We start from the raw sequence: 20,071 nt of genomic DNA, 5'->3' as shown, positions 1-20,071 counted from the left end.
GACCTCTGACTAGGCAATCATGGTCTCACTGATGTGAAAATCTCTTATTGGGGCCGTATAACTTACTTTCATTGATTGTCAGTGCATCGCAGCACTTTATCTTGAAAATGTTACTAGATCAGGTGGATTGTCGACTATTGCATGTGGTACTGGAGAGATTACCTCACGCGAAGGTACGAAAGTTGCGAAGGTAAAATGGGATTCTTGGATGTAAGATGACAAAGAGCACTAACTAACGTGTTGGTTATTTGGAATCTTGAAATTTGTGCGCTAAATTTGATCTTTTAAAAAAAGGTTTAATAGGTGCGGTCAAGGATAATCTGCTCAGCACCGTCGCTCCACTTGCCAACGACAAGGAGTCTTCCAGAGTTCTGTCCTTCGATTGTGATCGTGTTTCCAACCTGGAATTTCTTGCCTGCTCCAAGCGTAAGTATTCCATCTGCTTCGCTGACATCAGCGTTATTACAGGTAATAGTGCCGGTAGGTACCGCTCCGTCTATTGTAATTGTCAGCTGTTGAAGAGTGGGCAGATCTGCACCTCCGTTGACAGTGAGGGCTAAATCGCCGCTGTTAAGTGCCGAGCCGATAGCCACTGTCTTCGTCGTCTGCACGTTCCCGGTCATCCCAAACACAAACGCCGCGATAACCGCAGCGAGGATCACCGTGATGGCGACCATGAGGATAACGCCGATCACCGGTGAGACTGCTTCTTCATTCTCTCTGAATTTCATCATACTCATACCTCTTTGACCTGATACCCCCGCTGGGGATTTCAGTCGACGAGATTACCTATTTTCTTATATCATATAAATCTGTCGTAGTGATTCTTTCCGGAATGATTTTATATCGTCAGACACGGCAGTGCGAAAGATCCTTTCATGCCATAAATGGGTTGTTGAAAAGAACCCCTGGGCTGGAATCGAGGTTTTGGGGATAATCCGGATTAATTTCACCGGGGATATAATACGGGGGTCCGGAGCGGTGCTCCGGGGGTGCGGCAGGTGGGGAAGATCCGGGGCCGTATCGGGGGCGGAATTTTTCGTATGCGCGACGGTTCGTTAGAACCGGAGCGGGAGAAACCCGGAGGGTTTCGACTCACGACTGGCGTGAGCGGAGCGAGCGGCAGGAGCGGGAGAAACCCGGAGAGTTTCGACTCACGACGGTTCGTTAGAACCGGAGCGGGAGAAACCCGGAGGGTTTCGACTCACGACGGTTCGTTAGAACCGGAGCGGGAGAAACCCGGGAGGGTTTCGACTCACGACTGGCGGCAGCGGCGGGAGCACCAGAGGTGCGAGGTGAGCTCCTCATCCTCTACCAAACTTCGCGTTCTTCGCGGCTTCGCGTGAGGCCATATCACTATCTCTACAATCAGCTCACGCGAAGGCGCGAAGGCGCGAAGTGCGACTGCCTGCAGGGCAGGAGCATGAGCACCGCCTGGTGCGATAACCGGCCCTCCTGAGATCCGATCGCCTTTGTGGGACCAAAAGGGCCCGCGAGGGTGCGGGGAACCGGTGAGGGGCAAAGGAAGGTTCGGAGCGTCCGGCCTGCGGTCGGGGAGGCCATGCCCGCCCGACCCGGTTAACCACGATGGATGTCGAAGAGTATACGCCCTGAGCGATTATACGCCGATATAGCCTGAAGTTTGATCAGTAATCATCATGCCCCGCATTCACAACAACTCCATCATGGTCTCGGTCAAACGACCGGGTCATCCACGAATTCGCGGCAAAGGCACGAGAGGCGTGCGGCGACGCAATAGAAGAGATCATACTCTTCGGTTCCGTGGCACGGGGGGACGACCGGCCGGACTCCAATATTGATATCCTTGTGATTACATCCGGGGAGGATCTTCGTCTTCGTGAATATCTTACAGGACTTGCTTTCGACCTGCTGATGCTCTCCGGGGAGCGGCTCTCGGTCAAGGTCATCTCCCGGGCCGATCTTGCGGCGCACCGGGAGTACCCCCTCATCAGGCATGTTCTTCATGACGGCGTGGCGGTTTAAGCGAACGACCGGTCTGTCATAACGGCGTTTTTTGTCAAATCGCACCAGCGCCTCGATGCAGCGCGTATCCTCTGTACTGAGGGGCATTACGAAGATTCAATCGAGCCTACTATGCGATGTATCTTGCAGCCCTTGCTCTTCTGCACCGAAAAGGCGTAGAAAGACTCATGCCGGGTTGATCCCGGCAATCGGCTCGGAGTACGTCAGGACCGGTGAACTCGCTCGAGAGCACGGACGGGCATTGAACCTGATCGAAGAACTCCGGGAGGAGGTGGATTACACGATCTGCCGGAGCATCATGCGGGAAGAAGTGGTCTCCGTCATCGCCAGGGCAACGGATTTTGTTGTGTGTGCAGAGCGGATCTGTGCGGAAAATCATACGGACGAGCCATCTTCCTGATCGCCTCCCTACCGATAGATGCTGCTTTGGTTTCCCGCCTCCAGTACCAGAATCAGGAGGCGCTCATCCTCGATCGTGAGCACAACCCGGTACTGGCCCACCCGGAGCCGGTAGACGGGAGTCCTGGAAAACCCGGCCAGTTTCCGGACATGCCGGTAGGGGTTCTCCCGGATCCCGGCGACCGAACGGATAATCCGGCGGGCCACCTCCGGCAGGAGACTCTGGAGGTCCCGCCGGGCCCGGGCGGTGTAGGTGACCGTGTAGGTCATTCCTCCACACCAAACTCCTTTTGGATATCGTCCTCGGAGTAGAGCCGACCCTCCCTGATGTCCTCCAGGGCCTCCTCGATACCCCGGATAGCCTCCTCCGAGAGGGGCTCGTCATCGACGGCCATGTCGAGCAGGCGGCTGATAACGTCGTTATAGGACTCCTTGGGGTGCCGTTTAAGACCCTCCAGGCGGTCTTTGTTCGCCGGCGTGATCCAGACGGTAGTGGCGGACATGTTAATGCCTATAGGTCGTTATAGAGTATGAGGCGTGTGGTCGGGCAAACTGACCGGCCTGACACTCTCTCAACCCGTCCAATGGCTTCCAGAATGTCCAGTATCCGTTCGTAGTCGTCTTTCACAGCGGCACGGCATCACGGAGAGAAGCGTCCCTGATATACCAGTGCAGCCCCTTCTCGGTCACCACGTCGACCTCGCGGCCGAGCAGGTCCTCCAGGTCCTGGGCGAGCGCGATCTGGTCGAGGAGGCTCCTCCCCGGCTCGAACTCGACGAGGAGGTCGAGGTCGCTCGCCGGGGTCTCCTCGCCCCGGGCGACCGATCCAAAGACCCTGACCGCTCGTGCGCCGTGTCTCGCCGCGACCGCGAGGATCTCCTCCCTCCTTTCAAGCAGTTCGACATGCAGGCCCAATAGGTCTCTCCCCTGTATCGATCTCACGGATCGGGGAATATAAGAACTCGCCCGCTGTCCGCGTCGGGCCCCTACCGCCACCGCGGCAGCGTCGAGAGGTAGTAGCCCACCATCTCCTGCGCCTTATCGAGGGGCATGCCGAGGTTTTCGGCCATCATCGGCGCGTACTTCACCACCGCCTGCTCCCGCGTTAGATCCGGCTCGGTGAATGCCCCGTCACGATAGCAGTAGGCGCAGTAGGCCTCTGAGGGCGACCCGTCCGCCTCAGACCCGGCATCGTCATCGCGGGCAAGCGGCATCCCGCAGCTCTCGCAGACCGGGATCTCCCTTCCGGCCCACCGCTTCAGGCACGCGAGATGCTCCTTCGTGAAGCTCTCCGCCTTCTCGATAGGGATAGCGTACATCTGCGACATCATCCCCCCGCCGATCTTCGCCATCGCCTCGAGGGTGATATCGGGCGCGGTGAACGCCCCATTCTGATAACAGTAGGTGCAGTAGTCCTTCGAGGGCGACCCGTCCGCCTCCGTCCCGAAGTGCTCCCGTGTACTCATCGGCATCCCGCAGCTCTGGCACGTCCGTATATTGCCTCTCTCCATAGTCTCGTCTCCTTATGATACTGTAAGTAAACGAACGGACGTTGCCGGAGATAAATATTTTCAAAAAAGCTCGCGAGAAGGTGCCGCCGCGCCAGAGAAACGATCCGGGCCCCTGTTATGGCCGTTCAGACCCGGAGCGGCGGCAGGGTGTCATGGAGAACCCCCGGACCGCGCTCCCCTACTTCCCGCGGGGCGGGAACCGGATCGTCATCCTGCAACCCTCGCCGGCCTCGAACACCGCGTCCGGCTGGAGCGCCCGGACATAGCCGGTGAGGTAGGGCACGGCAATCCGGACGTCCGCGAACGTCTCCCGGATCGCCGCCCCTGCGCCCTCGCCGTCGATGGTGATGGCCTGGCCCCCGTCGACCGTGTCCACGGGCTCGCAGGGGATCCCCCACATCAGGAGGAGGCCCTCCATCAGGGTAGGGGGGTCGAACCGCTCCTCGTTGCGGGCAAGGAGCACCGTCCCGTCCTCCGCACCGAGCCTTCCCGCGATCGCGGCGACCTGCTCCGTGAGGGGCGGCGAGGCATCCGTAAGGAGCCTCCGCACGAGCGGGCCCGTGACGTCGTGCTGCCGCAGGGACCGGGCGACCTTGATCAGCTGCCAGTCCCGGGCGAACGAGGTACCGGTGCGCATGCTACCCTCTCAGGATACCATAGGCCATCACGCAGAGGCCGAGGATCACCACGACGCGGGAGAAGACCGCCGCCCAGGCGATGACGAACGTGTCGGGCGTAAAGACGCTCACGAGGTCGGCGAACGTGATCCCCACCACCAGTGTAAAGAGCCCGTAGATGAAGAGGAGCAACGTCGGCTGCCTCACGATCCGGTAGGCATTGTAGATGACGCCGATGAGGAGCGCTCCGAGGAGGAGCGTCACGATCGCCAGCATCTGCTGCATGGTCTCAATCTGCATTCTGTTCCACCTATGTCTGTTCCTTGACCTTCCTCACCGAGATGATCGTCTGAATGTCCTTCACTCCCCGAAGACCGGAGAGGGGGATGAGCACGCTCCGCTTCAGCTCGGAGATGTTCTGCACCCGGACCTTGACGAAGAAGTCCCCGGGCTCCAGCACCTCGTAAAGCTCGAGGATGCACGGGAGGTCCTGCATGAACTCCTCGACCTCGGGTTTCCCATCCGGATGGACCCGGACATTCAGGAAAGCGACCAGCGTGTGCTCGAAGCACTTCTGGTTGATGACGATCGTAAATCGTTCGAGGATACCGGCGTTCTTCAGTTTCTCGATCCGTTTAAAGACCGTTGACGGTGCGATGCCCAGCATTGAGCCGAGCTCTGCCATGGACATCCGCCCGTCCCGTTGCAGTTCCCGAAGAATCGCATCGTCGATCTCGTCCATTCTAACAGTAATTACCAGTTCTCAGTTATTAAAATTCCGTATTTGGTTTATACTCCGGAATGGCTTTTTCTCATTTCTGGTGGATAATGCCGGGAATACGGGTGTTTTTTCCGGGTTTTTCCCGGGGTGAAGAATCGATGTGCTTCAGGGGAGGGGGTGAAATAATTTTTCGACCGGATACCTGAATCAGGGCAAATTGTTTCCAGGCCGGCGAACGAATGCTCCCCCGGGGTTGACGATCCGGAGCGGCCCCGGCCCTCCCGCCGCTTCCCGGATGGCCTCATCGATGAACGCCCGGGCCGCGGCGAAGGCCCGGCGCGCAGGCATCCCCCGGGCGAGGTGCGCCGCGAGCGCCGCGGAGAAGCAGCACCCCGACCCATGCACGGCATAGGGGTAACGCTCGCCGGAGAGACTCGCCGTCCCGTCCCGGTCGACGAGGAGGTCGATTGCCGCGCCGCCGGAGAGATGCCCCCCCTTCACCACCACGGCCCGGGCGCCGAGATCGAGGATCCGCCGGCCCGCCTCGGCCATCTCCTCGACGGTCGCGACGCTCATCCCGGCAAGCGCCTCCGCCTCCGGGAGGTTCGGAGTGACGACGGCCGCCCGCGGGACGAGGAGTTCCACGAGATCCCTGACCGCATCCTCCGCGAGGAGCCGGTGGCCTGAGGTCGAGACCATCACCGGGTCGATCACGAGGGCAGCCCCCTCCGGCAGGGTCTCCGCGACCGCCCGGATGACCGGGGCGTTGCCGAGCATCCCCGTCTTCCACGCCCCGATGGAGAAGTCGTCGGCGACCGCCGCAATCTGGGCCCGCACCGCCTCGGGAGGGAGCACCCAGGTCCCCCGCACCTCGCGGGTGTTCTGGGCCGTCACCGCCGTCACGACCGTCAGCCCCCAGACCTCGAGCGCCAGAAACGTCTTCAAGTCCGCCTGGATGCCCGCCCCCCCGCCGGAGTCGGAACCGGCGACCGAACATGCCGCGATCATCCCCTTACCCGTCATCCATCAGGTGTCGTCCGGTGCCTGCTTGAATCTTTGCCCTTCCTCTGCCACTCCTTTTATCTCGTTCTGCACCGACCACTCATACAATGGATGTAGAAGAGATCAGCCGCCGGCACCTCGCCGCCGGCACTCCCGACGACGAGATCGTGCGCCTTCTCGCAGAAGATATCCTTGAAGTCAAGCATCACCGCGTCTCACCCGCCTATGCCGGGGCCTTCGCCCGGGCGGTCCTTGCCGAAGCCAGGAACTCGACCGATCTTTCCGGCGACCTCTTCGCCTTCGAGCCCTCCGGCTCGACGATGGGTGAGTTCGGCGTCGGGTCGAGGGGCTCGGGGGACTTCTTCGCCCACCGGCAGCTCGCCCGGATCATCGGCCGGACGGATGCCGCGGTCGGCGTCGACGAGATGGACGACGCCGGCGCCGTCCGTGCCGGAGGCGACTACATCATCACCACCGTCGACGGGATGCACTCCCGCCTCTCCGACTTTCCCTTCCTCGCCGGGTTCCACGTCACCCGGGCGACGCTCCGCGACGTCTACGTGATGGGCGCAAAGCCCGTCGCCCTCCTCTCCGATATCCACGTCGCCGACGACGGCGACGTCGCGAAGATCTTCGACTACACCGCAGGCGTCTCCGCCGTCGGGGAGGCGATGGGCGTCCCGCTCGTCACCGGCTCCACCCTCCGAATCGGCGGGGACATGGTCCTCGGCTCCCGGATGACCGGCTGCGTCGGCGCCGTCGGGGTCGCAAACCACCTCACCGCCCGAAAACAGATCGCCCCCGGCGACGTCCTCCTCATGACCGAGGGGGCCGGCGGCGGGACGATCGCCACCGCCGCGATCTACTCCGGGTTCCCCGACGTCGTCGAGGAGACGATCAACCTCCACTTCCTCAAAGCTTGCGAGGCGCTCCTTGCGAGCAGTGTCCTCAATGGCATCCACGCCATGACCGACGTCACGAACGGCGGCCTCCGGGGCGACGCCTACGAGATGGCCGAGACCGCCAATTGCCGGATCGTCGTCGTCGAGGACGACCTCCGCACGCTCGTCCAGCCGAAGGTGCTCGAGATGCTCGACAACCTCCGGATCGACTACCTCGGCGTCTCCCTCGACGCCCTTCTCGTCGTCGCGCCGCCCGAGCTCGCGCCCGAGATCTGCCGGGTCGTCGGTTCCGCGGGCGTCGCGATGAAAGAGGTCGGCTACGTCGAGAAAGGAGCGCCCGAATCGGTCCTCTCGGTCGACGGGGAGATCCAGGACTTCACCCCCCGGTTCAGGGAGTCCGCCTACACCCCGGTCAAGAAGGTCGTGGACGAGGACAAAAGGGATTTTGAGGAGATGAAGGTCGGGGTCGAGCGGGCGGCGGAAGCGGCGCTTGCAAAGAAGCTCCGGATCCTCTCCCGGCTCCGGTCCTCGTGAATAAGGCGATCCCTGTAAGAGTGCCCGGTAGGCGAGTATAAGCGTGAGACTTATAAGAGGGTTAACGCAAGAGATCGTAGATCTCTTCTTTTGTCCTACCCTCAAATTCCGCAACGTCGGTGACGATTGCGTTGAGTGTAGCCGTGCTGAGTTCGTCGTGAAGGGGCACAGTTACCCGGAGTCGTCTGTCTTCCACAACTTTACGCATCTGGACATGACTTCCGACCTGCCGGAGAAAAGAAAATCCGAGTTTTTCAAGGACTTTGATCGTCTCAAACCCACTAACAACCGGGTGCCGCGGCAATGATATCGACCTTGTATTCGAAATTTGATGGGACCCGGCTCTCCTGCTCATGGGCTTCGTCGGATCTGTATCTGGTCACGACCGTGATCTGCTCTCCCGCCTCAAGTTCATCTGTGTAGTGGAGCGACGTTGCTTCCAGGATATTATCGATGAGTTCTCCGATGCTTTTACCCTGGGTATAGATGGCATTTTCAGGTGCATGTGCGCTGGCGCTCCACCATCCCTCAGCATAGGTTACTTCAAATGTGACCAGCATGATGTTACACCACTGCGTAATTGGGTTTTGTTCAAAGATAAGTTTGATGGCACCATGATTACGTCCCGGCTGCGGCACTCTATCTCCGGCTCAATGCGGTCATCGAGTGTGGCAACCGGCCGGCCGAAGGGTCGGGGTGCCGTTTTGTCACGAGGGCAGGACGCAACCGCCCTACACCTCCTTCTTGTGGCCGAAAAAGGTTTTGAGGCCGGGGGAATGGCCCCTTGCATCCCGCTCACAGAGAGAATCTAACTCTCCGGTTTCTTCCCGGCCGCGCAGACGTTGTAGGCGAGGTAGGGGAGGTTTCCCTCGACGAAGGGCTCCACTTTTCTCGCGAGGTCGAAGACCGGGTCCGCGAGATTTAAGTGCGCGAACGAGCACCGGCTGACCGAGACGTCCTCGAACCCGGCATCACGGAAGAGCCCGGCGATCTCCGTGTTGGTGTAGTAGTGTTCGTCGAAGTCCCCGACGCCCACCTTCTTCAAACCGACCTTCTCGCCCATCTGGTAGAAGAGAGGGACGAGACTCGTCAGGACCGTTCGCGAGAGCGTGCAGACGGCGATCCGGCCGCCGGGCTTCAGGACCCGGTAGCACTCCCGGAGCATCCCCTCAGGGTCGGGGACGTAACTGAAGGCGAGCAGGCTCGCGAGGGCGTCGAAGGTGGCGTCCTTGAACGGGAGGACGTCGGCGGTCCCGACGAAGAACCCGCAGTCAGGACAGCGCTGCCGCCCGTGCCTGACCATCCCCGGGCTGATGTCGAGCCCCACGGCCCGGCCGCCTTCGGCGACGTAGCGCTGCACGAAGAGCCCGGTCCCGCAGCCGAGGTCGAGGAGGAACCCTCCCTTCGGGAGCTCGTTCATCACGTGTTCGGAGATGTGCCCGTGGTAGTATTTCCCGCGGTGGCCGTCGTAGCGGTCGTCGTAGATATCCGCGACCTCATCATAGTGCTGCTGTACTTTCTTCACCAAACACCTCCCGGGTGATCCGGGCAAGAAGTGCGTTGATCTGCACGAAATCATTTGCGTTGTGGCAGAGCCGGCGGTCGGCGTCCGCGAGCGCGAGGGCAAGGGCCGGGTGGCTGTAGCGTTCGCGCCGGGCCACCCGCCGGAGCTCGCCGACGACCTCCCGGGCCGAAAGGCCGTACTCGATCATCAGCGACTCGGCGATCCGGCGCGCGGCGTCGAAGTTGCCGGCCCGTATGGCCTCGAACGCGGAGGCTGCCACGTTCTCGGTCTCAGAGCGCGAGACCTCCGCGAGGTCGAACTCCTTCCCCGACCCGGCGGCGATCTGCGCGTACATGATCGCCCGCCGCAGGTCGCCTTCCGCCGCATAGACGATCAGTTCAATGTCGTCGGCCGGGAGCGCGGCCCCCTCCGCGGCGAGGATCTCCTCGAGCCGGGCGCGGACGACCCCGCTCTCAAGCGGAGCGAAGAAGAGCGGCAGGCAGCGCGACGCGATCGCCGGGATGATCGCCGACGGCCGGGTCGTGACGAAGATGAACCGGCAGGTGGCGCTGTAACGCTCCATCGTCCGGCGCAGGGCCTGTTGCGCCTCGAACGTGAGGCTCCCGGCATCCTCGACGACCAACAGTTTGAAATCGGCGTCGAGCGGGCGCATCGAGGCGTACCACTTCACGATGCGCTTGAAGTTGACGATCAGGCTCTGGTCTTTCCGGTAGAGCTGGATGAACCGGTCGTCCGTCTCGAGAGCACTTCGTCCCTTACCGAGGAGATCGGCGGCGCTGAAGACGGTCGTGTTCGCCTCCCAGTTCTCACCGTAGAGCCTTCGTGCCAGGCACCCGACGGCTGCGGTCTTTCCCGTGCCGTGCGGGCCGGAGATGAGCATGTGGGGCACGCTCCGTGCGTCTGCAAACGAGGCGAGGTAGCTGACGACCTCGTCCTGTCCGATGATCTCCTCGCACCGCTTCGGGCGGTAGACCTCACTCCAGAGCATGGCTCAATCTCTCTCTCATCTCATCTATTGCCGCCCGGAGGAGATAGGTATTGTCAAGCGTGGCGATCAGGCGCCCGGCTTCATCGGGCTCGAGGGAGGCGCACGCCGCGGTGATCGCGGGAATGGCCCGCGTCACTTCGTCGACGACTGTCAGGGTCGCCGTGCGGGCGGTCCGCGAGAGCGGGTTTAAGTCGACGGTGATGACGGTCTTCCCCATCGCCCGGAGCGCCGCGCAGCGGTCCCCGTCCTCGAGCGGGACGAGGACCACGTCGGCATCGGCGATCCCGTGCGGCAGGCAGAGGGCGCGGTCGTGGGAGAGCGGGACGAGCCGTTCCACGGTCCCGGAGAGGACCCTCGCACCGTGCTTCTCGAGGATTCCGGTGATCAGCGCTATCCGCTCCTCCGTCCGGTGGAAGAGGTTCACCTCGACGTCGGCGCCGGACGCCTGCTGGAGCGCCGCGATCTCCTCGGCCGCGAGCGCCGCGGTGTTCCCGTTCACCGATATCACCGCGTGCCGGGCGGCAAGAAGCATCGCTGCGGCCGTCCGGGCGGCGAGACTGGCGCTCCCGGTCGTCTTCTCGCCGATCAGGTAGTCGAACGCCTCCCCGCGCCCGTGGGCGGTCAGCCCTTCGAGGGCGACGACGCCCTCGCGGGCGCACCGGGCCAGCCGCTCGCGGGCGACCAGGGAGCGGTAACGTGGATGGTCTTTGGGTATCATGGTCTCACTTCGATGAGGTATGGGCCGCTGCGGGCGACGTTCAGGCGATAGACCTCCCCGAACCGGGCGAGCACCTGATCTGCACCGTCTCCGCAGGCAAAGACGCCGTTCCCGAGCATCGTCATGCTCGCCGGGACCCCCGCTCCGTCGCAGGCCTCGAGCACCCCCCGGACCCCCGGTGCGATGAGCCCGCTCTTCCCGGCGAACCCTCGCGAGAGGTGGCAGAAGTCAGGGAGATCGCGGGGGCAGCGGTCCGGGAACGCGGCGGCGATCCGCGCCATAGTCTCCTCCGAGGAGAGGACCGAGGCTGTCGGGAGCGGGCCGAGGCTCACGGCGTACAGGGGTTCCTCCGGGTAGATGCGGGTGATCTCGGCGTGGATACCCGGCCCCGTCCGGCAGACGACCCCGCCCGCCTGGCTCGCGGCGACGTCGCCGAGGCCGGAACGGTGGAGGACCTCGGCCTCGTGGGCGCGGGCGGCGACCTCGTCCGTGGAGAGGCCGAGGTCGAAGAGGTGGTTTATCGCCGTGAGCGTCGAAAGGAGAGCGGCCGCCGAGAGGCCGAACCCGGCGCCGATGGGGAGCCGGCACTCGGTCGTGACGGCGGCCGTGACCCCGAGCCGGTCGAGGGCGTACTCGACCGGCGGCGACCCGGCAGCCACAATGCCCTGCCGGACCACCCGGACGCTCGTCTCATGGGCTGGGCTGACGGTCGAGCGCACCCCCTCGTCGATGACGACGCCGGCCCCGACGCTCCCGGTGGCCGCGGGGTCGCCGCCCTCGACCCGCCGGAAGAAACCGGATATGTGGCCGGGGGAGAAGGCTACAGCAGTCCGGACCATACCGCCGCCGCGACCTCCTCTTTGCTTCCGGTCACGTCAGTGACCCCGTCGGCCGTCATGAGCCGGAACGATCCCTCCGCCGCCCCCATCGCCGGGGGCGCGTTCACGACGACCATCCTCGCGCCCGCCTCGAGCATCGCCCGCGCCCGCTCTTCCTCGTCCCAGCCCAGTTTGAACGCCACCGTCACGGGGCGGCAGGATGCCATCACCTCGTCGATGACCTTCGGGAGCGGGTCGAGCCGGACGGTCTGCGGCGAGCCGCTCGGGATCTTCCCCTCCCGCCGCTCGGGGCTAAAGTCCGATATCGCCGCCGCGCTGACGTAGATATCGACCTCCTCGTCGCGGCAGACCCGGAGGACCGCCTCGCGCATCTCCGCGGCGGTCGTGACGCGGATGTTTCGGACGCACGGGAACGAGCCCGCATGCACCACCGTCACGTCGGCGCCGAGCCGGAAGGCCTCGAGGGCGAGCACCCTTCCCATCCGGCCCGTAGCGCGGGTGGTCAGGACCCGGACGTCGTCGAGGGGCTCCGCGCAGGCCCCGCTCGTGATGAGGATCTTCTTTCCTGCGAGCGGCCTGCCGGAGACCGCCCGGGCGGCGTGGAGGACGATCGTCCCGTTCTCGGCGACCTTCGCCTTCCCCTCCTCGATCCGGGGGTCGATGACGTCGATGCCCCAGGAGCGGAGTTTTCGCAGGTTCTCCGCGACCCCGGGATGGCGGTACATGCTCTCGTGCATCGCCGGGGCGAGGACCACCGGCATCCCGCGGCCGAGCGCCGTCGTGGCGAAGGTCGTCACGGTCGTGTCGTCGATCCCGCAGGCGATCTTCCCGATCGTATTCGCCGTGCAGGGCGCGACGAGGAGGAGGTCCGCCGCCCCGCCCTCGCCGCAGTAGAGGACGTGCTCCACGAGCCCGGTGATCCGGGTCACCACGGGCCGGCCGGTCGCGTAGGCCAGGGCGTCGGGGTGGACGATCCCGACCGCCGCCTCCGTCATCACCGCCTGCACCGTCGCGCCCTCGCGGCGGAGGGTGTGGGCGAGTTTCACCGTCTCGACCGCCGCGATGCTCCCCGTCACGGCGAGAACCACCGTCTTTCCCGAAAGCGTCTTCACGATATCGTCACATCCTGCACCATATGCCACGCGTGCGGACCGTACTTCTTCACCCGGCGGGAGGCGATCGCCGCCCGGAATCCGGCTTCCGCGGCCCGCTCCCGGATCGCGTCCGTCGCGTCCCCGATGCTGTGAACGTGGAGCACGCTTCCTGCCCGGACATGGGCGAGGGCGTCATCGAGCATCGAGGGCGCGTCGAAGTGCCCCATCAGGACCCGGTCGTAGACTCCGGCAAGAAGGTCCCGGCAGTCCCCGACCTCTGCCGTGACGCGGTCCGCGACATGGTTTGCCATAATATTGCGTCTCAGGTATTCAAAGGATGTCGGATTGATCTCCATCGCGTGGACCCGTGCGCCGCTCGCGGCCGCCGGTATGGAGAAGTAGCCGATCCCGGCGAACATATCGGCGACCCGCTCGCCGGGACGGATGAGAGCGGCAATTCTTGCCTTCTCCGTCCGGTTCCCCTGGGCAAACATCACCCGTGTTGGGTCGAGGATGAAGGTGTAGCCCTGCTCGCGGTGGCGGACCTCGCCGGCGGTCCCGTAGAGGACCTCCGCGTCCGGGATGCGCATCTCGCCGGTATACCCCCTGATCCGGACGATGGACCGGGGGCGGCAGTGCCGGAGGATAGCCGCGAGTTCCTCCTCTGTCGGCGCATCGCCGTGGAGGACCGCGATATCGCCGATGAGGTGGTAGCCCCTCCCGCGGTAGACCTCCCGCTCGGGCAGGTCCGCGTCGGCCGGATACCCTTCCCTGACCGGGACCCAGGCGGTGCCGTCCCGGACGTAGGGCCGGCGGGTGCGGTCCACCCACCCGGCACCGAGGGTATCGGCAAGACCCGCCGCCGGCACCTTCCGCGCACGCATGGCGCCCCTCACCCGACGATGACCAGGCGGTCCTGCTCTTCGTCGCGGAGCACCCGGATCGGCTGCCCCTCCACCGGGAACGTCCAGGGCACCGGGTTGACCTCCCGCGTCTGGAAGGTCCTCGGGTCCATCAGCCCCACGACGTTCGGCTGCGTATAGACGACGATCGCGGACTCGGCCTCGCGGACGTTCCCGAGCAGGCGCTCGACCTCGCCCTCGGCGAGGGACCGGCCCTGGCCGCTCTGGAGGTCGAAGACCCGGAGGCGCTTTCCGTCGATGTCGCGCACCTCGAAGTAGCCGCCCCGCGAGACCACCACGTCGCCCTTCTGGTAGAACGGAAGCCGGATGGAGTAGGTGATCCGGTAGAGCGCCCTCCCTTCCTTCTCCCCCACGAGCTTCGGGTGGGTCGTGAACCGGCCGCCGAGCGCCCCCGTGATCATCCGCGAGATCTCCTGGCCGAGGTGCTGCGTCCCGACGGTGACGTCGACGCCGTCTCTGGTCTCCTGGAGGTCCGATATGAACGAGAAGCGGTCGCCTCCCTGCTGGAGCGACTCTTCGGCCTGTTCCGCGATGCTCGTCGCGACCTCGCGCTCGTAGGCGTTGATCCTCCTGTCGGTCGCCCGCACCTGGACGATCCCCTCGTAGTAGCCGCCGGAGATCCGGCTGCACCGGTCGCAGGACTCCTTCTGCCAGAGGATCTCGGTCGTGCAGGTCTCCCGGACCGGGACCGTGTAGAGGGTTGCCTCCACATCGATGGTGCAGGTCGTCCTGTTCGGCCCGGTCTCCTGGGCCCGGACGTTGACCTGGATGTTCTTTGCGTCTTCGTGAATGTTCGTTGCCGATACGGCCAGTTCGGCGATGAGGTCCTCCCGCGGCATGTGCAGGTCGGACCAGGTCTTGCCGCGTTTCTGCGACTCGCAGACCGGACAGTAGACGGCCATCACGCGGGGCTGGCAGGTGAGCAGCCGGACCTCCGCGGCCCGGCACTGCGGGCAGAGTCCTTCTTCGCTTGGCTGCCCGCAGCGGGGGCAGATGCTCGTCTGTATGTTCATGGAGTTCAGATCCTGAATATCTGGGTGTGGGGCACGTCGCCGATCATGATACAGTCCGCCTCGGTGACGAGGCCCATCGCGATGGCCAGGGCTACGGCACGCTTCCCGATAATGTTTGCGTTCCCCGCATCGCAAAGCGCCTTCCTGACCTCTTCCTCGTCGACACGCTCCGTGCCGTAAAACCCTCCGGTGATGCAGACTTTCACATCGCCGCGCATCAGGGTGACATTCAGGAGCTCGGCGTCGCAGACAGCCACCACTTCACCGGCACCCGGTATGCGGTGCACTTTCAAGTACATTGCAGATCTCTTGGACGGGAGTCGTCAAAAAGGTGCGCCGTTCCGTTAAGGAAGGGCGATATCCACGCCGTAGGTGCTCGACGGGGTCTCTTGATGGATGCGCCAGGCGTCCTCTTCGGTGATGAGCCCCTCCTCGAGGTACCGGCGCGTGAACCGCGGGACCGACTTCGGCCCGATGACCGCGCCGGGCCGGGAGTTCTCGTCCATGTAGTCGCTCTCCATCGTGAACCGCCGCCCGGACCGGGCGAGCGCGGGGATCTCTTCGTGCCGCGCGATGAAGGAGGGCATGAGGGGCGTATCCGGTGTCGCGAAGTGCTTGACGACCCGCTCGACCGCTATCCCGGCCCGGCCGGCCATATCGACGACGTCGGCGCAGGGCCCGCTCTCGGCGTGGAGCTGGACGGCGCAGTCGCAGTCGGCGGCAAGTTCGAGCGCGTGGTAGAGGACGGCGTTTGAGGCGGCGAGCATCTCCGGCGTGACCTCGTAGTGGGGCCGGCCGCTCTTGAGGGCCACGGCCCGCCCGTCCTCGACGTAGCGGGCCGCAAGGTCGAGCCCGGCCATCATCACGGCGGCGGCCGCATCAAGGCTCATCCGCTCGGTAAGCCGGCCGATCTCCGCCGGGTGGACGCCGAAGACCGGGTAGACGACGAGCCCGGTCTCCCGGATCAGGTCGGCAACCCGGAGCGTCGTATCAAAGACCGCCCGGTAGTCTTCTCCGGTGGACGGTTCGACCCCGAGCGACCAGGAGGGTTTCGTGACCAGGAAGATGTGCGTCCCCCCGCCGCGGCGGAAGTCCTTTGCGGCCTCGATACCCCGGCCGTTCACGGGGTCGATATGGATGTGATCGTCAGTGATCGGTATCGCGGGAGGTTTCATGGAACTCGACGATCTCCATCATAGGGTAGTCGTCCTCGAGGTGCAGCCGGGCCCGGCAGACGGTCGAGCCGACCTCGGTCGTGATAGCGACGTCAAACATCTTCCCGGCAAGCTCCGAGTAGCCGAACCGGTTCGAGACCATCATGTCGCGGTTCAGCCGGACGGTGATATCCGTCACGTAAGGCTGGAGCCCGACGGCCTGTTCGATGGCGGTCTCGACGGCGCCGGCGGTCTCGCGGGCGATGGGGGTCCCGACGAACTGGTGGTAGAGGGCGCCGAGCTTGATCCCGGCTTCGAACGCCGCTTTCTCGCGGTCGGTGATCATGGTTAGTAGGTTTGGGGTGCGGGAGTAAGAAGGTGCGCCCCGGCGGGAGGGGATGACGAGAGGGTTTCGTTTTGTGGTTCGGGGCTCCCGAATCTGCGCGAGGGTGGCGATATGGTCTCACGCGAAGGCGCGAAGACTAGCAGAGAGTTGCTATTACTCCCCTTCGCGACTTTCGCGGCTTCGCGTGAGCCAGCGGGGTATGGAGGACCCTAGGAGAAGAAAGAGGAAAGCGTGAAACAAACTGCCGGTAACCGCATGACTTTAGACCTAAACAGCGACTTCGGCAACGAAGATCTCTATGATATCGTCGCTCCCGAAGGTCTCTATATGAAACTGTATGGCGGATTTCACCTCGGCAAGCGCCTCTTCATAGGTGTCCCCCTCTGCAACGACGACACCCTTCAGACCCAGGGGGTAGGCGACATAGCTGTCAGGGTGTCTCTCGACGATAATCTTTAAGGTCTTCATGGCTCCTCCCTTCCTGTAATTCATTGGTTTAGAGGCGATCATTGCGGTAGTTTGACCCCTGTACCAATATACTTTGGCCCGCCCTCCCCGGGGCTTAGTGTCCGGGCAAAAAGTGTTTGGTCCCTTATCCGATCAACTTCACCAGCCCGTGCCGGGGCTCGAGCACCTCGCCGCCCCGCTTCAGCTGCTCGATGGTATGCTCGATCTTGTCGCGGGCAAAGCCCTGCTGCACCAGGACATTGATGACATCCTCGACCTTCGCCTGGCCGCCTCCGTCCGCGGCGGCGTTCCGGATCGCCTCCTTGACCGACCGGATGATGTCGCGCTGCGACTTCGTGACCCCGGTCACGAGCTTGTCGATGTCGAAGCTCCCGGTCTCGGCGTCGTAGGCGACCTGCCGGAGACAGGCGTCGACGATCTTGAGGATCCGGTCGGTGTCCTCGGTATCGACGGTGTTTGAGAGGCGCATCCGTGCGCTCGCCTCCGCGAGCCGCACCAGCGCCTCGAGCTGCCGGGCCGTGACCGGGACGGGCTTGTTCCCGCCCGCGAGGTTCCGGAGGCGCATGTAGTAGGCGATCAGCGCCTCCTTCGCCCCGTCGGAGAGGATCGGGAAGCAGTTCCTCTTCGCGTAGGCGATGTACTTCCGGAGAAGCACCGGGTCGATGTCGGGGGTGACCGGCGCGAGTGCACGCTGGATGTACTCCTCGTCGACGTCCGGCAGGGGCGAGAACTCGTGCTGCTTGATCAGCTCGCCGACGGAATGCGTCTTGATGATGTGCTGCGCAATCGCCCCGTCGCGCTCGGTCTCGGGCTGGTCGGTCATCACGAAGATGAGGTCGAACCGGGAGAGGAGCGAGGGCGGCATATCGATCTGCTCCCCGATCGGGACGAACTGGTCGAACCTTCCTAATTTCGGGTTCGCCGCGCCGAGGAGGGCGCACCGGGACTTCAAGGTCGCGGTGATGCCGGCTTTTGCGACCGAGATCGAGTTGCCGCACCAGACCGGGATGCCGTTTCGCCGGACATAGAGGGTATGGTTCGGGACCTCAAGGCAGTAGATCATGCCCTTGTAGGGCCGCGTCTCGATGTGGCGCTTGCCGTTCGTATTGATGTTCGGCTCGTTCTGGCCGTCGCGGATGAACGTCACCTGGTAGAGGTCGTGGGTCGCGGCCGATCTTCCGCCCCGCGGGTTGGGCGTGACGGTCCCGGCCTCCCGCATGAGGTGGACGTTCCCCGACCACCCCTTCTTCAGCAGGAGCTCGGTGACGTCGTCGGCGAGCCTCTTTGAGGAGGTGGTGTATACCGAGACCCCGGTCGTCTTGTTGACGTAGCCGTCGCCGAGCATGAGCGCGTCGAGGAGTATCCCGATCTGCTCCGGGGGAAGGCTCTTTGCGTAATCGGGGACGTACTTCTCGTGGCATTTGCCGAAGGGCGCAAGGTGCTCCGCGAGCTGCTTTGCGTTGATCGCGAAGTTCTTGCCGTCGTAGGAGAAGTTAAACGGCAACCGCTCGAGACACTGCCGGATCGTCTCAGCCGATTCGGGGATCGTCTGAGATATGATGACGCGGTAGGGGACAGCGGTCTCGTGGTGCCGCTGGACGGAGCCCTCGGAGAGGAAGTAGCCCAGGAACTCGAGCCAGTCATCCAGCCTGACGGTGACGGGATCGGTGAGTTTCCCTTCGTCGTTCTGGTTCGCGAACTTGACGACGGGCAGGATCTCGTAGGTCTCCTGCCGCTCCCCTGTCCATACGGCGTTCTTCTTGAACCGCATCCGCTTATGGGCCGGGACCTCGTCCATGCGGACGAGCCGGAACCCCTCCCACTCGTCGGCCCGCCGGTTCAGGTTGACGTACATCCGGTGGTTCGGCGTGACCGCGAGGTCGACCTGCCGCGATTTGACGTAGTAGAGATCGCCCTCATACGCCGAGGCTACAAAGCCCACCGGGGACGCGTACTCGAGCCTGCCGTCGGGAGAGAGGGTCGCCACGCGGTCGTCGGCGGTGACGTCGCGGAAGAACTTCCACCCGGCTTGTGTGAGAACCTCGGTCTCGTCGTCGTAGCACTGCTGCTCCATCGCCTCGTGGAGCGCGCTCCGGTCCTCCTTCGCCATCTTGTCCATCTCGTCGACGGCTGCGATCCCCATATCCGCGAGGACCAGCGCACCGGCCTCGAGCGTCCAGCGCCCGTCGCCGAACTCGTCCTTGACCGCCGTCGCCGTCAGGCCGGCGGAGGTCGAGGACTTGCCGCTCGTGTAGATCCCGCGGGGCGAGAGTTTCACGACGTAGCGCAGGATCTGGCTCTTTGCGATACCCGGATCGCCGACCAGGAGGACGTGGACGTCGCCGCGGAGGCGGGAGCCGTCCGGCATATCCTTTGCGATGCCGCCGAAGAGCTGGAGGGCGATCGCCTCCTTCACGTCGTCGGTGCCGAAGATCGTCGGCGCGATCGACCGGGCGATCTTCTTGTAGGCCAGGGGGTCGCGGGCGAGCGCAGCGATCTTCGCCTCGTCCTCCTCGGTGATCGAGACCTCCTCGAACTCCTTCTCGGCGACCTCGATCGAGTTGCACTCGAGGTAGATGTCAAAGAGCGTGCTCTTCTGGCCGTAGTTGACCCGCTGCACCGACCGCAGGATACCGTTCACCACCACCCGGTCGCCCGGCGAGACGATGCCGGTGAGGTCGTCGGTGACGTCGATATCGAGCGTCTGGGGCTGCTCGCCGCCCCTGAGGCCTTCGGGCGACTCCTGGATCCGGAGTTTCTGGGCGTCGACGAACCGGCACCGGTTCATCACCAGGTCGAGGCGGGTCTTGCGCTCGCAGTTCGGGCAGACGTCGGGCTCGTCGAACTTCCCGTAGCCCTGGGGGACCGGGTCGGTGTTCTTCCCGCAGGTGCGGCACCGGAAGATCGCGCTGACGATCCGGGGACGGACCTCGGTGGTCTTCCGGAGGATCCCCTCGATGCTGACGAGGGTGTCGATCTGGTCGGCCCGGATAGCCCTGACGTCGGTCTTCTGCGGCAGGTTCGTGAACCGGATGTTGATCAGGTCCGGGTCCTGGCCTTCCTTGAGCTTGATGAGTTTGTTCTGGACGATCGCGTCCCGGATATCCCCGATGACCTTGCCCGGACTCCGGAGGAGCGAGAATGCCAGCTTGTTATTCAGGATCTTCCGGAAATCGATGACGAGCGAGCGGTTGTGCGGATACTCGCGGGAGAGCTCGGCAAGCTCCCGCTTGTACTGCTTCTTTAAGACCTTCGTCCACTCCCCGACGAGATCGGTGACTTCGACGGTTACCTCTTCGGTCACGGCGGGACC

General features: G+C 63.9%; 25 protein-coding genes and 1 pseudogene. 3 read left to right on the top strand and 23 right to left on the bottom strand.

The features are described from left to right. Positions 1 to 296: 296 nt before the first annotated feature. Complete coding sequence (locus F8E02_RS10625; protein ID WP_317065537.1) at positions 297 to 734, bottom strand: type IV pilin N-terminal domain-containing protein; 438 nt, start codon at positions 732 to 734, stop codon at positions 297 to 299. Between the two features lie 976 nt (positions 735 to 1,710). Here F8E02_RS10625 and F8E02_RS13110 point away from each other — a divergent pair. Together F8E02_RS13110 and F8E02_RS10620 are read left to right on the top strand one after the other, a co-directional pair. Continuing rightward, positions 1,711 to 1,881 (top strand): annotated as a pseudogene (locus F8E02_RS13110) (nucleotidyltransferase domain-containing protein); the annotation flags it as partial. 298 nt (positions 1,882 to 2,179) lie between these two features. After that, the gene (locus tag F8E02_RS10620; protein ID WP_317065535.1) at positions 2,180 to 2,404 is read left to right on the top strand and encodes a hypothetical protein; all 225 of its coding nucleotides are present in this window, start codon (positions 2,180 to 2,182) and stop codon (positions 2,402 to 2,404) included. Positions 2,405 to 2,412: 8 nt separating this feature from the next. Here the strand turns inward: F8E02_RS10620 and F8E02_RS10615 are convergent, their stop codons facing one another. The 8 genes from F8E02_RS10615 to thiD form a co-directional block, all read right to left on the bottom strand. Continuing rightward, positions 2,413 to 2,673 (bottom strand): type II toxin-antitoxin system RelE family toxin, encoded by a 261-nt coding sequence (locus tag F8E02_RS10615; RefSeq protein WP_317065534.1) that lies wholly within the window; start codon positions 2,671 to 2,673, stop codon positions 2,413 to 2,415. Then, positions 2,670 to 2,906 carry a DUF7557 family protein gene (locus F8E02_RS10610; protein WP_317065533.1) on the bottom strand — a complete coding sequence of 79 codons (237 nt, stop codon included), beginning with the start codon at positions 2,904 to 2,906 and terminating at the stop codon, positions 2,670 to 2,672. The genes F8E02_RS10615 and F8E02_RS10610 overlap by 4 nt, the downstream gene beginning before the upstream one ends. 121 nt (positions 2,907 to 3,027) lie before the next feature. Continuing rightward, a complete protein-coding gene (locus F8E02_RS10605; RefSeq protein ID WP_317065532.1) occupies positions 3,028 to 3,318 on the bottom strand; it encodes a nucleotidyltransferase family protein in 291 nt (96 codons plus the stop codon). Between the two features lie 71 nt (positions 3,319 to 3,389). Continuing rightward, positions 3,390 to 3,914 (bottom strand): zinc ribbon domain-containing protein, encoded by a 525-nt coding sequence (locus tag F8E02_RS10600; RefSeq protein ID WP_317065531.1) that lies wholly within the window; start codon positions 3,912 to 3,914, stop codon positions 3,390 to 3,392. A gap of 178 nt (positions 3,915 to 4,092) precedes the next feature. Further along, positions 4,093 to 4,551 carry a hypothetical protein gene (locus tag F8E02_RS10595; RefSeq protein WP_317065530.1) on the bottom strand — a complete coding sequence of 153 codons (459 nt, stop codon included), beginning with the start codon at positions 4,549 to 4,551 and terminating at the stop codon, positions 4,093 to 4,095. A 1-nt stretch (position 4,552) separates the two neighbouring features. Beyond that, positions 4,553 to 4,831: a hypothetical protein gene (locus F8E02_RS10590; protein ID WP_317065529.1), complete on the bottom strand. Its 279-nt coding sequence runs from the start codon at positions 4,829 to 4,831 to the stop codon at positions 4,553 to 4,555. A 10-nt stretch (positions 4,832 to 4,841) separates the two neighbouring features. Continuing rightward, positions 4,842 to 5,273 carry an Lrp/AsnC family transcriptional regulator gene (locus F8E02_RS10585; protein WP_317065528.1) on the bottom strand — a complete coding sequence of 144 codons (432 nt, stop codon included), beginning with the start codon at positions 5,271 to 5,273 and terminating at the stop codon, positions 4,842 to 4,844. 186 nt (positions 5,274 to 5,459) lie between these two features. Beyond that, positions 5,460 to 6,260, bottom strand: a complete 801-nt coding sequence (gene thiD / locus F8E02_RS10580) for a bifunctional hydroxymethylpyrimidine kinase/phosphomethylpyrimidine kinase (protein ID WP_317065527.1) — start codon at positions 6,258 to 6,260, stop codon at positions 5,460 to 5,462. 101 nt (positions 6,261 to 6,361) lie between these two features. On the opposite strand from thiD, the gene F8E02_RS10575 reads away from it, so the two are divergent. Continuing rightward, positions 6,362 to 7,690 carry an AIR synthase-related protein gene (locus F8E02_RS10575; RefSeq protein WP_317065526.1) on the top strand — a complete coding sequence of 443 codons (1,329 nt, stop codon included), beginning with the start codon at positions 6,362 to 6,364 and terminating at the stop codon, positions 7,688 to 7,690. Positions 7,691 to 7,751: 61 nt separating this feature from the next. Here F8E02_RS10575 and F8E02_RS13105 read toward each other — a convergent pair whose 3' ends face one another. The 14 genes from F8E02_RS13105 to F8E02_RS10510 all read right to left on the bottom strand — a co-directional run bounded on the left by F8E02_RS13105 (position 7,752) and on the right by F8E02_RS10510 (position 20,062). Then, a complete protein-coding gene (locus F8E02_RS13105) occupies positions 7,752 to 8,045 on the bottom strand; it encodes a type II toxin-antitoxin system HicA family toxin (protein WP_394357930.1) in 294 nt (97 codons plus the stop codon). Then, a complete protein-coding gene (locus F8E02_RS10570; protein WP_317065525.1) occupies positions 7,972 to 8,250 on the bottom strand; it encodes a hypothetical protein in 279 nt (92 codons plus the stop codon). The genes F8E02_RS13105 and F8E02_RS10570 overlap by 74 nt, the downstream gene beginning before the upstream one ends. Positions 8,251 to 8,498: 248 nt before the next feature. After that, positions 8,499 to 9,215, bottom strand: coding sequence for a class I SAM-dependent methyltransferase (locus tag F8E02_RS10565; RefSeq protein ID WP_317065524.1), 717 nt, complete (start codon positions 9,213 to 9,215; stop codon positions 8,499 to 8,501). After that, on the bottom strand, positions 9,190 to 10,203 hold the full coding sequence (locus F8E02_RS10560; RefSeq protein WP_317065522.1) for an AAA family ATPase: 1,014 nt from the start codon (positions 10,201 to 10,203) through the stop codon (positions 9,190 to 9,192). The genes F8E02_RS10565 and F8E02_RS10560 overlap by 26 nt, the downstream gene beginning before the upstream one ends. Further along, positions 10,190 to 10,921, bottom strand: a complete 732-nt coding sequence (locus F8E02_RS10555; protein WP_317065521.1) for a 4-phosphopantoate--beta-alanine ligase — start codon at positions 10,919 to 10,921, stop codon at positions 10,190 to 10,192. Before F8E02_RS10555 ends, F8E02_RS10560 begins: the two co-directional genes overlap by 14 nt. Continuing rightward, positions 10,918 to 11,760, bottom strand: a complete 843-nt coding sequence (locus tag F8E02_RS10550; RefSeq protein WP_317065520.1) for a pantoate kinase — start codon at positions 11,758 to 11,760, stop codon at positions 10,918 to 10,920. Before F8E02_RS10550 ends, F8E02_RS10555 begins: the two co-directional genes overlap by 4 nt. After that, entirely contained in the window at positions 11,742 to 12,872 is a 1,131-nt protein-coding gene (gene coaBC, locus F8E02_RS10545; RefSeq protein ID WP_317065518.1) for a bifunctional phosphopantothenoylcysteine decarboxylase/phosphopantothenate--cysteine ligase CoaBC, read from the bottom strand. Before coaBC ends, F8E02_RS10550 begins: the two co-directional genes overlap by 19 nt. Beyond that, entirely contained in the window at positions 12,869 to 13,738 is an 870-nt protein-coding gene (locus tag F8E02_RS10540) for a class I SAM-dependent methyltransferase (RefSeq protein ID WP_317065516.1), read from the bottom strand. Before F8E02_RS10540 ends, coaBC begins: the two co-directional genes overlap by 4 nt. Before the next feature lie 8 nt (positions 13,739 to 13,746). Further along, positions 13,747 to 14,790 carry a 60S ribosomal export protein NMD3 gene (locus tag F8E02_RS10535; RefSeq protein WP_317065515.1) on the bottom strand — a complete coding sequence of 348 codons (1,044 nt, stop codon included), beginning with the start codon at positions 14,788 to 14,790 and terminating at the stop codon, positions 13,747 to 13,749. Positions 14,791 to 14,795: 5 nt separating this feature from the next. Beyond that, a complete protein-coding gene (locus tag F8E02_RS10530) occupies positions 14,796 to 15,089 on the bottom strand; it encodes a DUF424 domain-containing protein (protein ID WP_317065513.1) in 294 nt (97 codons plus the stop codon). 45 nt (positions 15,090 to 15,134) lie between these two features. Further along, on the bottom strand, positions 15,135 to 15,965 hold the full coding sequence (locus tag F8E02_RS10525; RefSeq protein WP_317065511.1) for a TatD family hydrolase: 831 nt from the start codon (positions 15,963 to 15,965) through the stop codon (positions 15,135 to 15,137). After that, the gene (locus tag F8E02_RS10520; RefSeq protein ID WP_317065509.1) at positions 15,937 to 16,290 is read right to left on the bottom strand and encodes a dihydroneopterin aldolase family protein; all 354 of its coding nucleotides are present in this window, start codon (positions 16,288 to 16,290) and stop codon (positions 15,937 to 15,939) included. The genes F8E02_RS10525 and F8E02_RS10520 overlap by 29 nt, the downstream gene beginning before the upstream one ends. A 267-nt stretch (positions 16,291 to 16,557) precedes the next feature. Then, positions 16,558 to 16,758, bottom strand: a complete 201-nt coding sequence (locus tag F8E02_RS10515) for a type II toxin-antitoxin system HicB family antitoxin (RefSeq protein WP_317065508.1) — start codon at positions 16,756 to 16,758, stop codon at positions 16,558 to 16,560. A gap of 124 nt (positions 16,759 to 16,882) precedes the next feature. Beyond that, entirely contained in the window at positions 16,883 to 20,062 is a 3,180-nt protein-coding gene (locus F8E02_RS10510; protein ID WP_317065507.1) for an LAGLIDADG family homing endonuclease, read from the bottom strand. Positions 20,063 to 20,071 lie beyond the last annotated feature (9 nt).

The organism is Methanoculleus caldifontis, from assembly GCF_032842345.1.
In the GTDB taxonomy this organism is placed as follows: Archaea; Halobacteriota; Methanomicrobia; order Methanomicrobiales; family Methanoculleaceae; genus Methanoculleus; species Methanoculleus caldifontis.
This window is presented reverse-complemented; position numbering and strand designations above follow the sequence as displayed.

Excerpts from the sequence above, each read along its gene's own strand:
- F8E02_RS10625 (WP_317065537.1), bottom strand. The coding sequence starts at position 734 with ATGATGAAATTCAGAGAGAATGAAGAAGCAGTCTCACCGGTGATCGGC.
- F8E02_RS10615 (WP_317065534.1), bottom strand. The coding sequence starts at position 2,673 with ATGACCTACACGGTCACCTACACCGCCCGGGCCCGGCGGGACCTCCAG.
- F8E02_RS10610 (WP_317065533.1), bottom strand. The coding sequence starts at position 2,906 with ATGTCCGCCACTACCGTCTGGATCACGCCGGCGAACAAAGACCGCCTG.
- F8E02_RS10600 (WP_317065531.1), bottom strand. The coding sequence starts at position 3,914 with ATGGAGAGAGGCAATATACGGACGTGCCAGAGCTGCGGGATGCCGATG.
- F8E02_RS10595 (WP_317065530.1), bottom strand. The coding sequence starts at position 4,551 with ATGCGCACCGGTACCTCGTTCGCCCGGGACTGGCAGCTGATCAAGGTC.
- F8E02_RS10590 (WP_317065529.1), bottom strand. The coding sequence starts at position 4,831 with ATGCAGATTGAGACCATGCAGCAGATGCTGGCGATCGTGACGCTCCTC.
- F8E02_RS10585 (WP_317065528.1), bottom strand. The coding sequence starts at position 5,273 with ATGGACGAGATCGACGATGCGATTCTTCGGGAACTGCAACGGGACGGG.
- thiD (WP_317065527.1), bottom strand. The coding sequence starts at position 6,260 with ATGATCGCGGCATGTTCGGTCGCCGGTTCCGACTCCGGCGGGGGGGCG.
- F8E02_RS10575 (WP_317065526.1), top strand. The coding sequence starts at position 6,362 with ATGGATGTAGAAGAGATCAGCCGCCGGCACCTCGCCGCCGGCACTCCC.
- F8E02_RS13105 (WP_394357930.1), bottom strand. The coding sequence starts at position 8,045 with ATGAGCAGGAGAGCCGGGTCCCATCAAATTTCGAATACAAGGTCGATA.
- F8E02_RS10570 (WP_317065525.1), bottom strand. The coding sequence starts at position 8,250 with ATGCTGGTCACATTTGAAGTAACCTATGCTGAGGGATGGTGGAGCGCC.
- F8E02_RS10560 (WP_317065522.1), bottom strand. The coding sequence starts at position 10,203 with ATGCTCTGGAGTGAGGTCTACCGCCCGAAGCGGTGCGAGGAGATCATC.
- F8E02_RS10555 (WP_317065521.1), bottom strand. The coding sequence starts at position 10,921 with ATGATACCCAAAGACCATCCACGTTACCGCTCCCTGGTCGCCCGCGAG.
- F8E02_RS10550 (WP_317065520.1), bottom strand. The coding sequence starts at position 11,760 with ATGGTCCGGACTGCTGTAGCCTTCTCCCCCGGCCACATATCCGGTTTC.
- F8E02_RS10540 (WP_317065516.1), bottom strand. The coding sequence starts at position 13,738 with ATGCGTGCGCGGAAGGTGCCGGCGGCGGGTCTTGCCGATACCCTCGGT.
- F8E02_RS10535 (WP_317065515.1), bottom strand. The coding sequence starts at position 14,790 with ATGAACATACAGACGAGCATCTGCCCCCGCTGCGGGCAGCCAAGCGAA.
- F8E02_RS10530 (WP_317065513.1), bottom strand. The coding sequence starts at position 15,089 with ATGTACTTGAAAGTGCACCGCATACCGGGTGCCGGTGAAGTGGTGGCT.
- F8E02_RS10525 (WP_317065511.1), bottom strand. The coding sequence starts at position 15,965 with ATGAAACCTCCCGCGATACCGATCACTGACGATCACATCCATATCGAC.
- F8E02_RS10520 (WP_317065509.1), bottom strand. The coding sequence starts at position 16,290 with ATGATCACCGACCGCGAGAAAGCGGCGTTCGAAGCCGGGATCAAGCTC.
- F8E02_RS10515 (WP_317065508.1), bottom strand. The coding sequence starts at position 16,758 with ATGAAGACCTTAAAGATTATCGTCGAGAGACACCCTGACAGCTATGTC.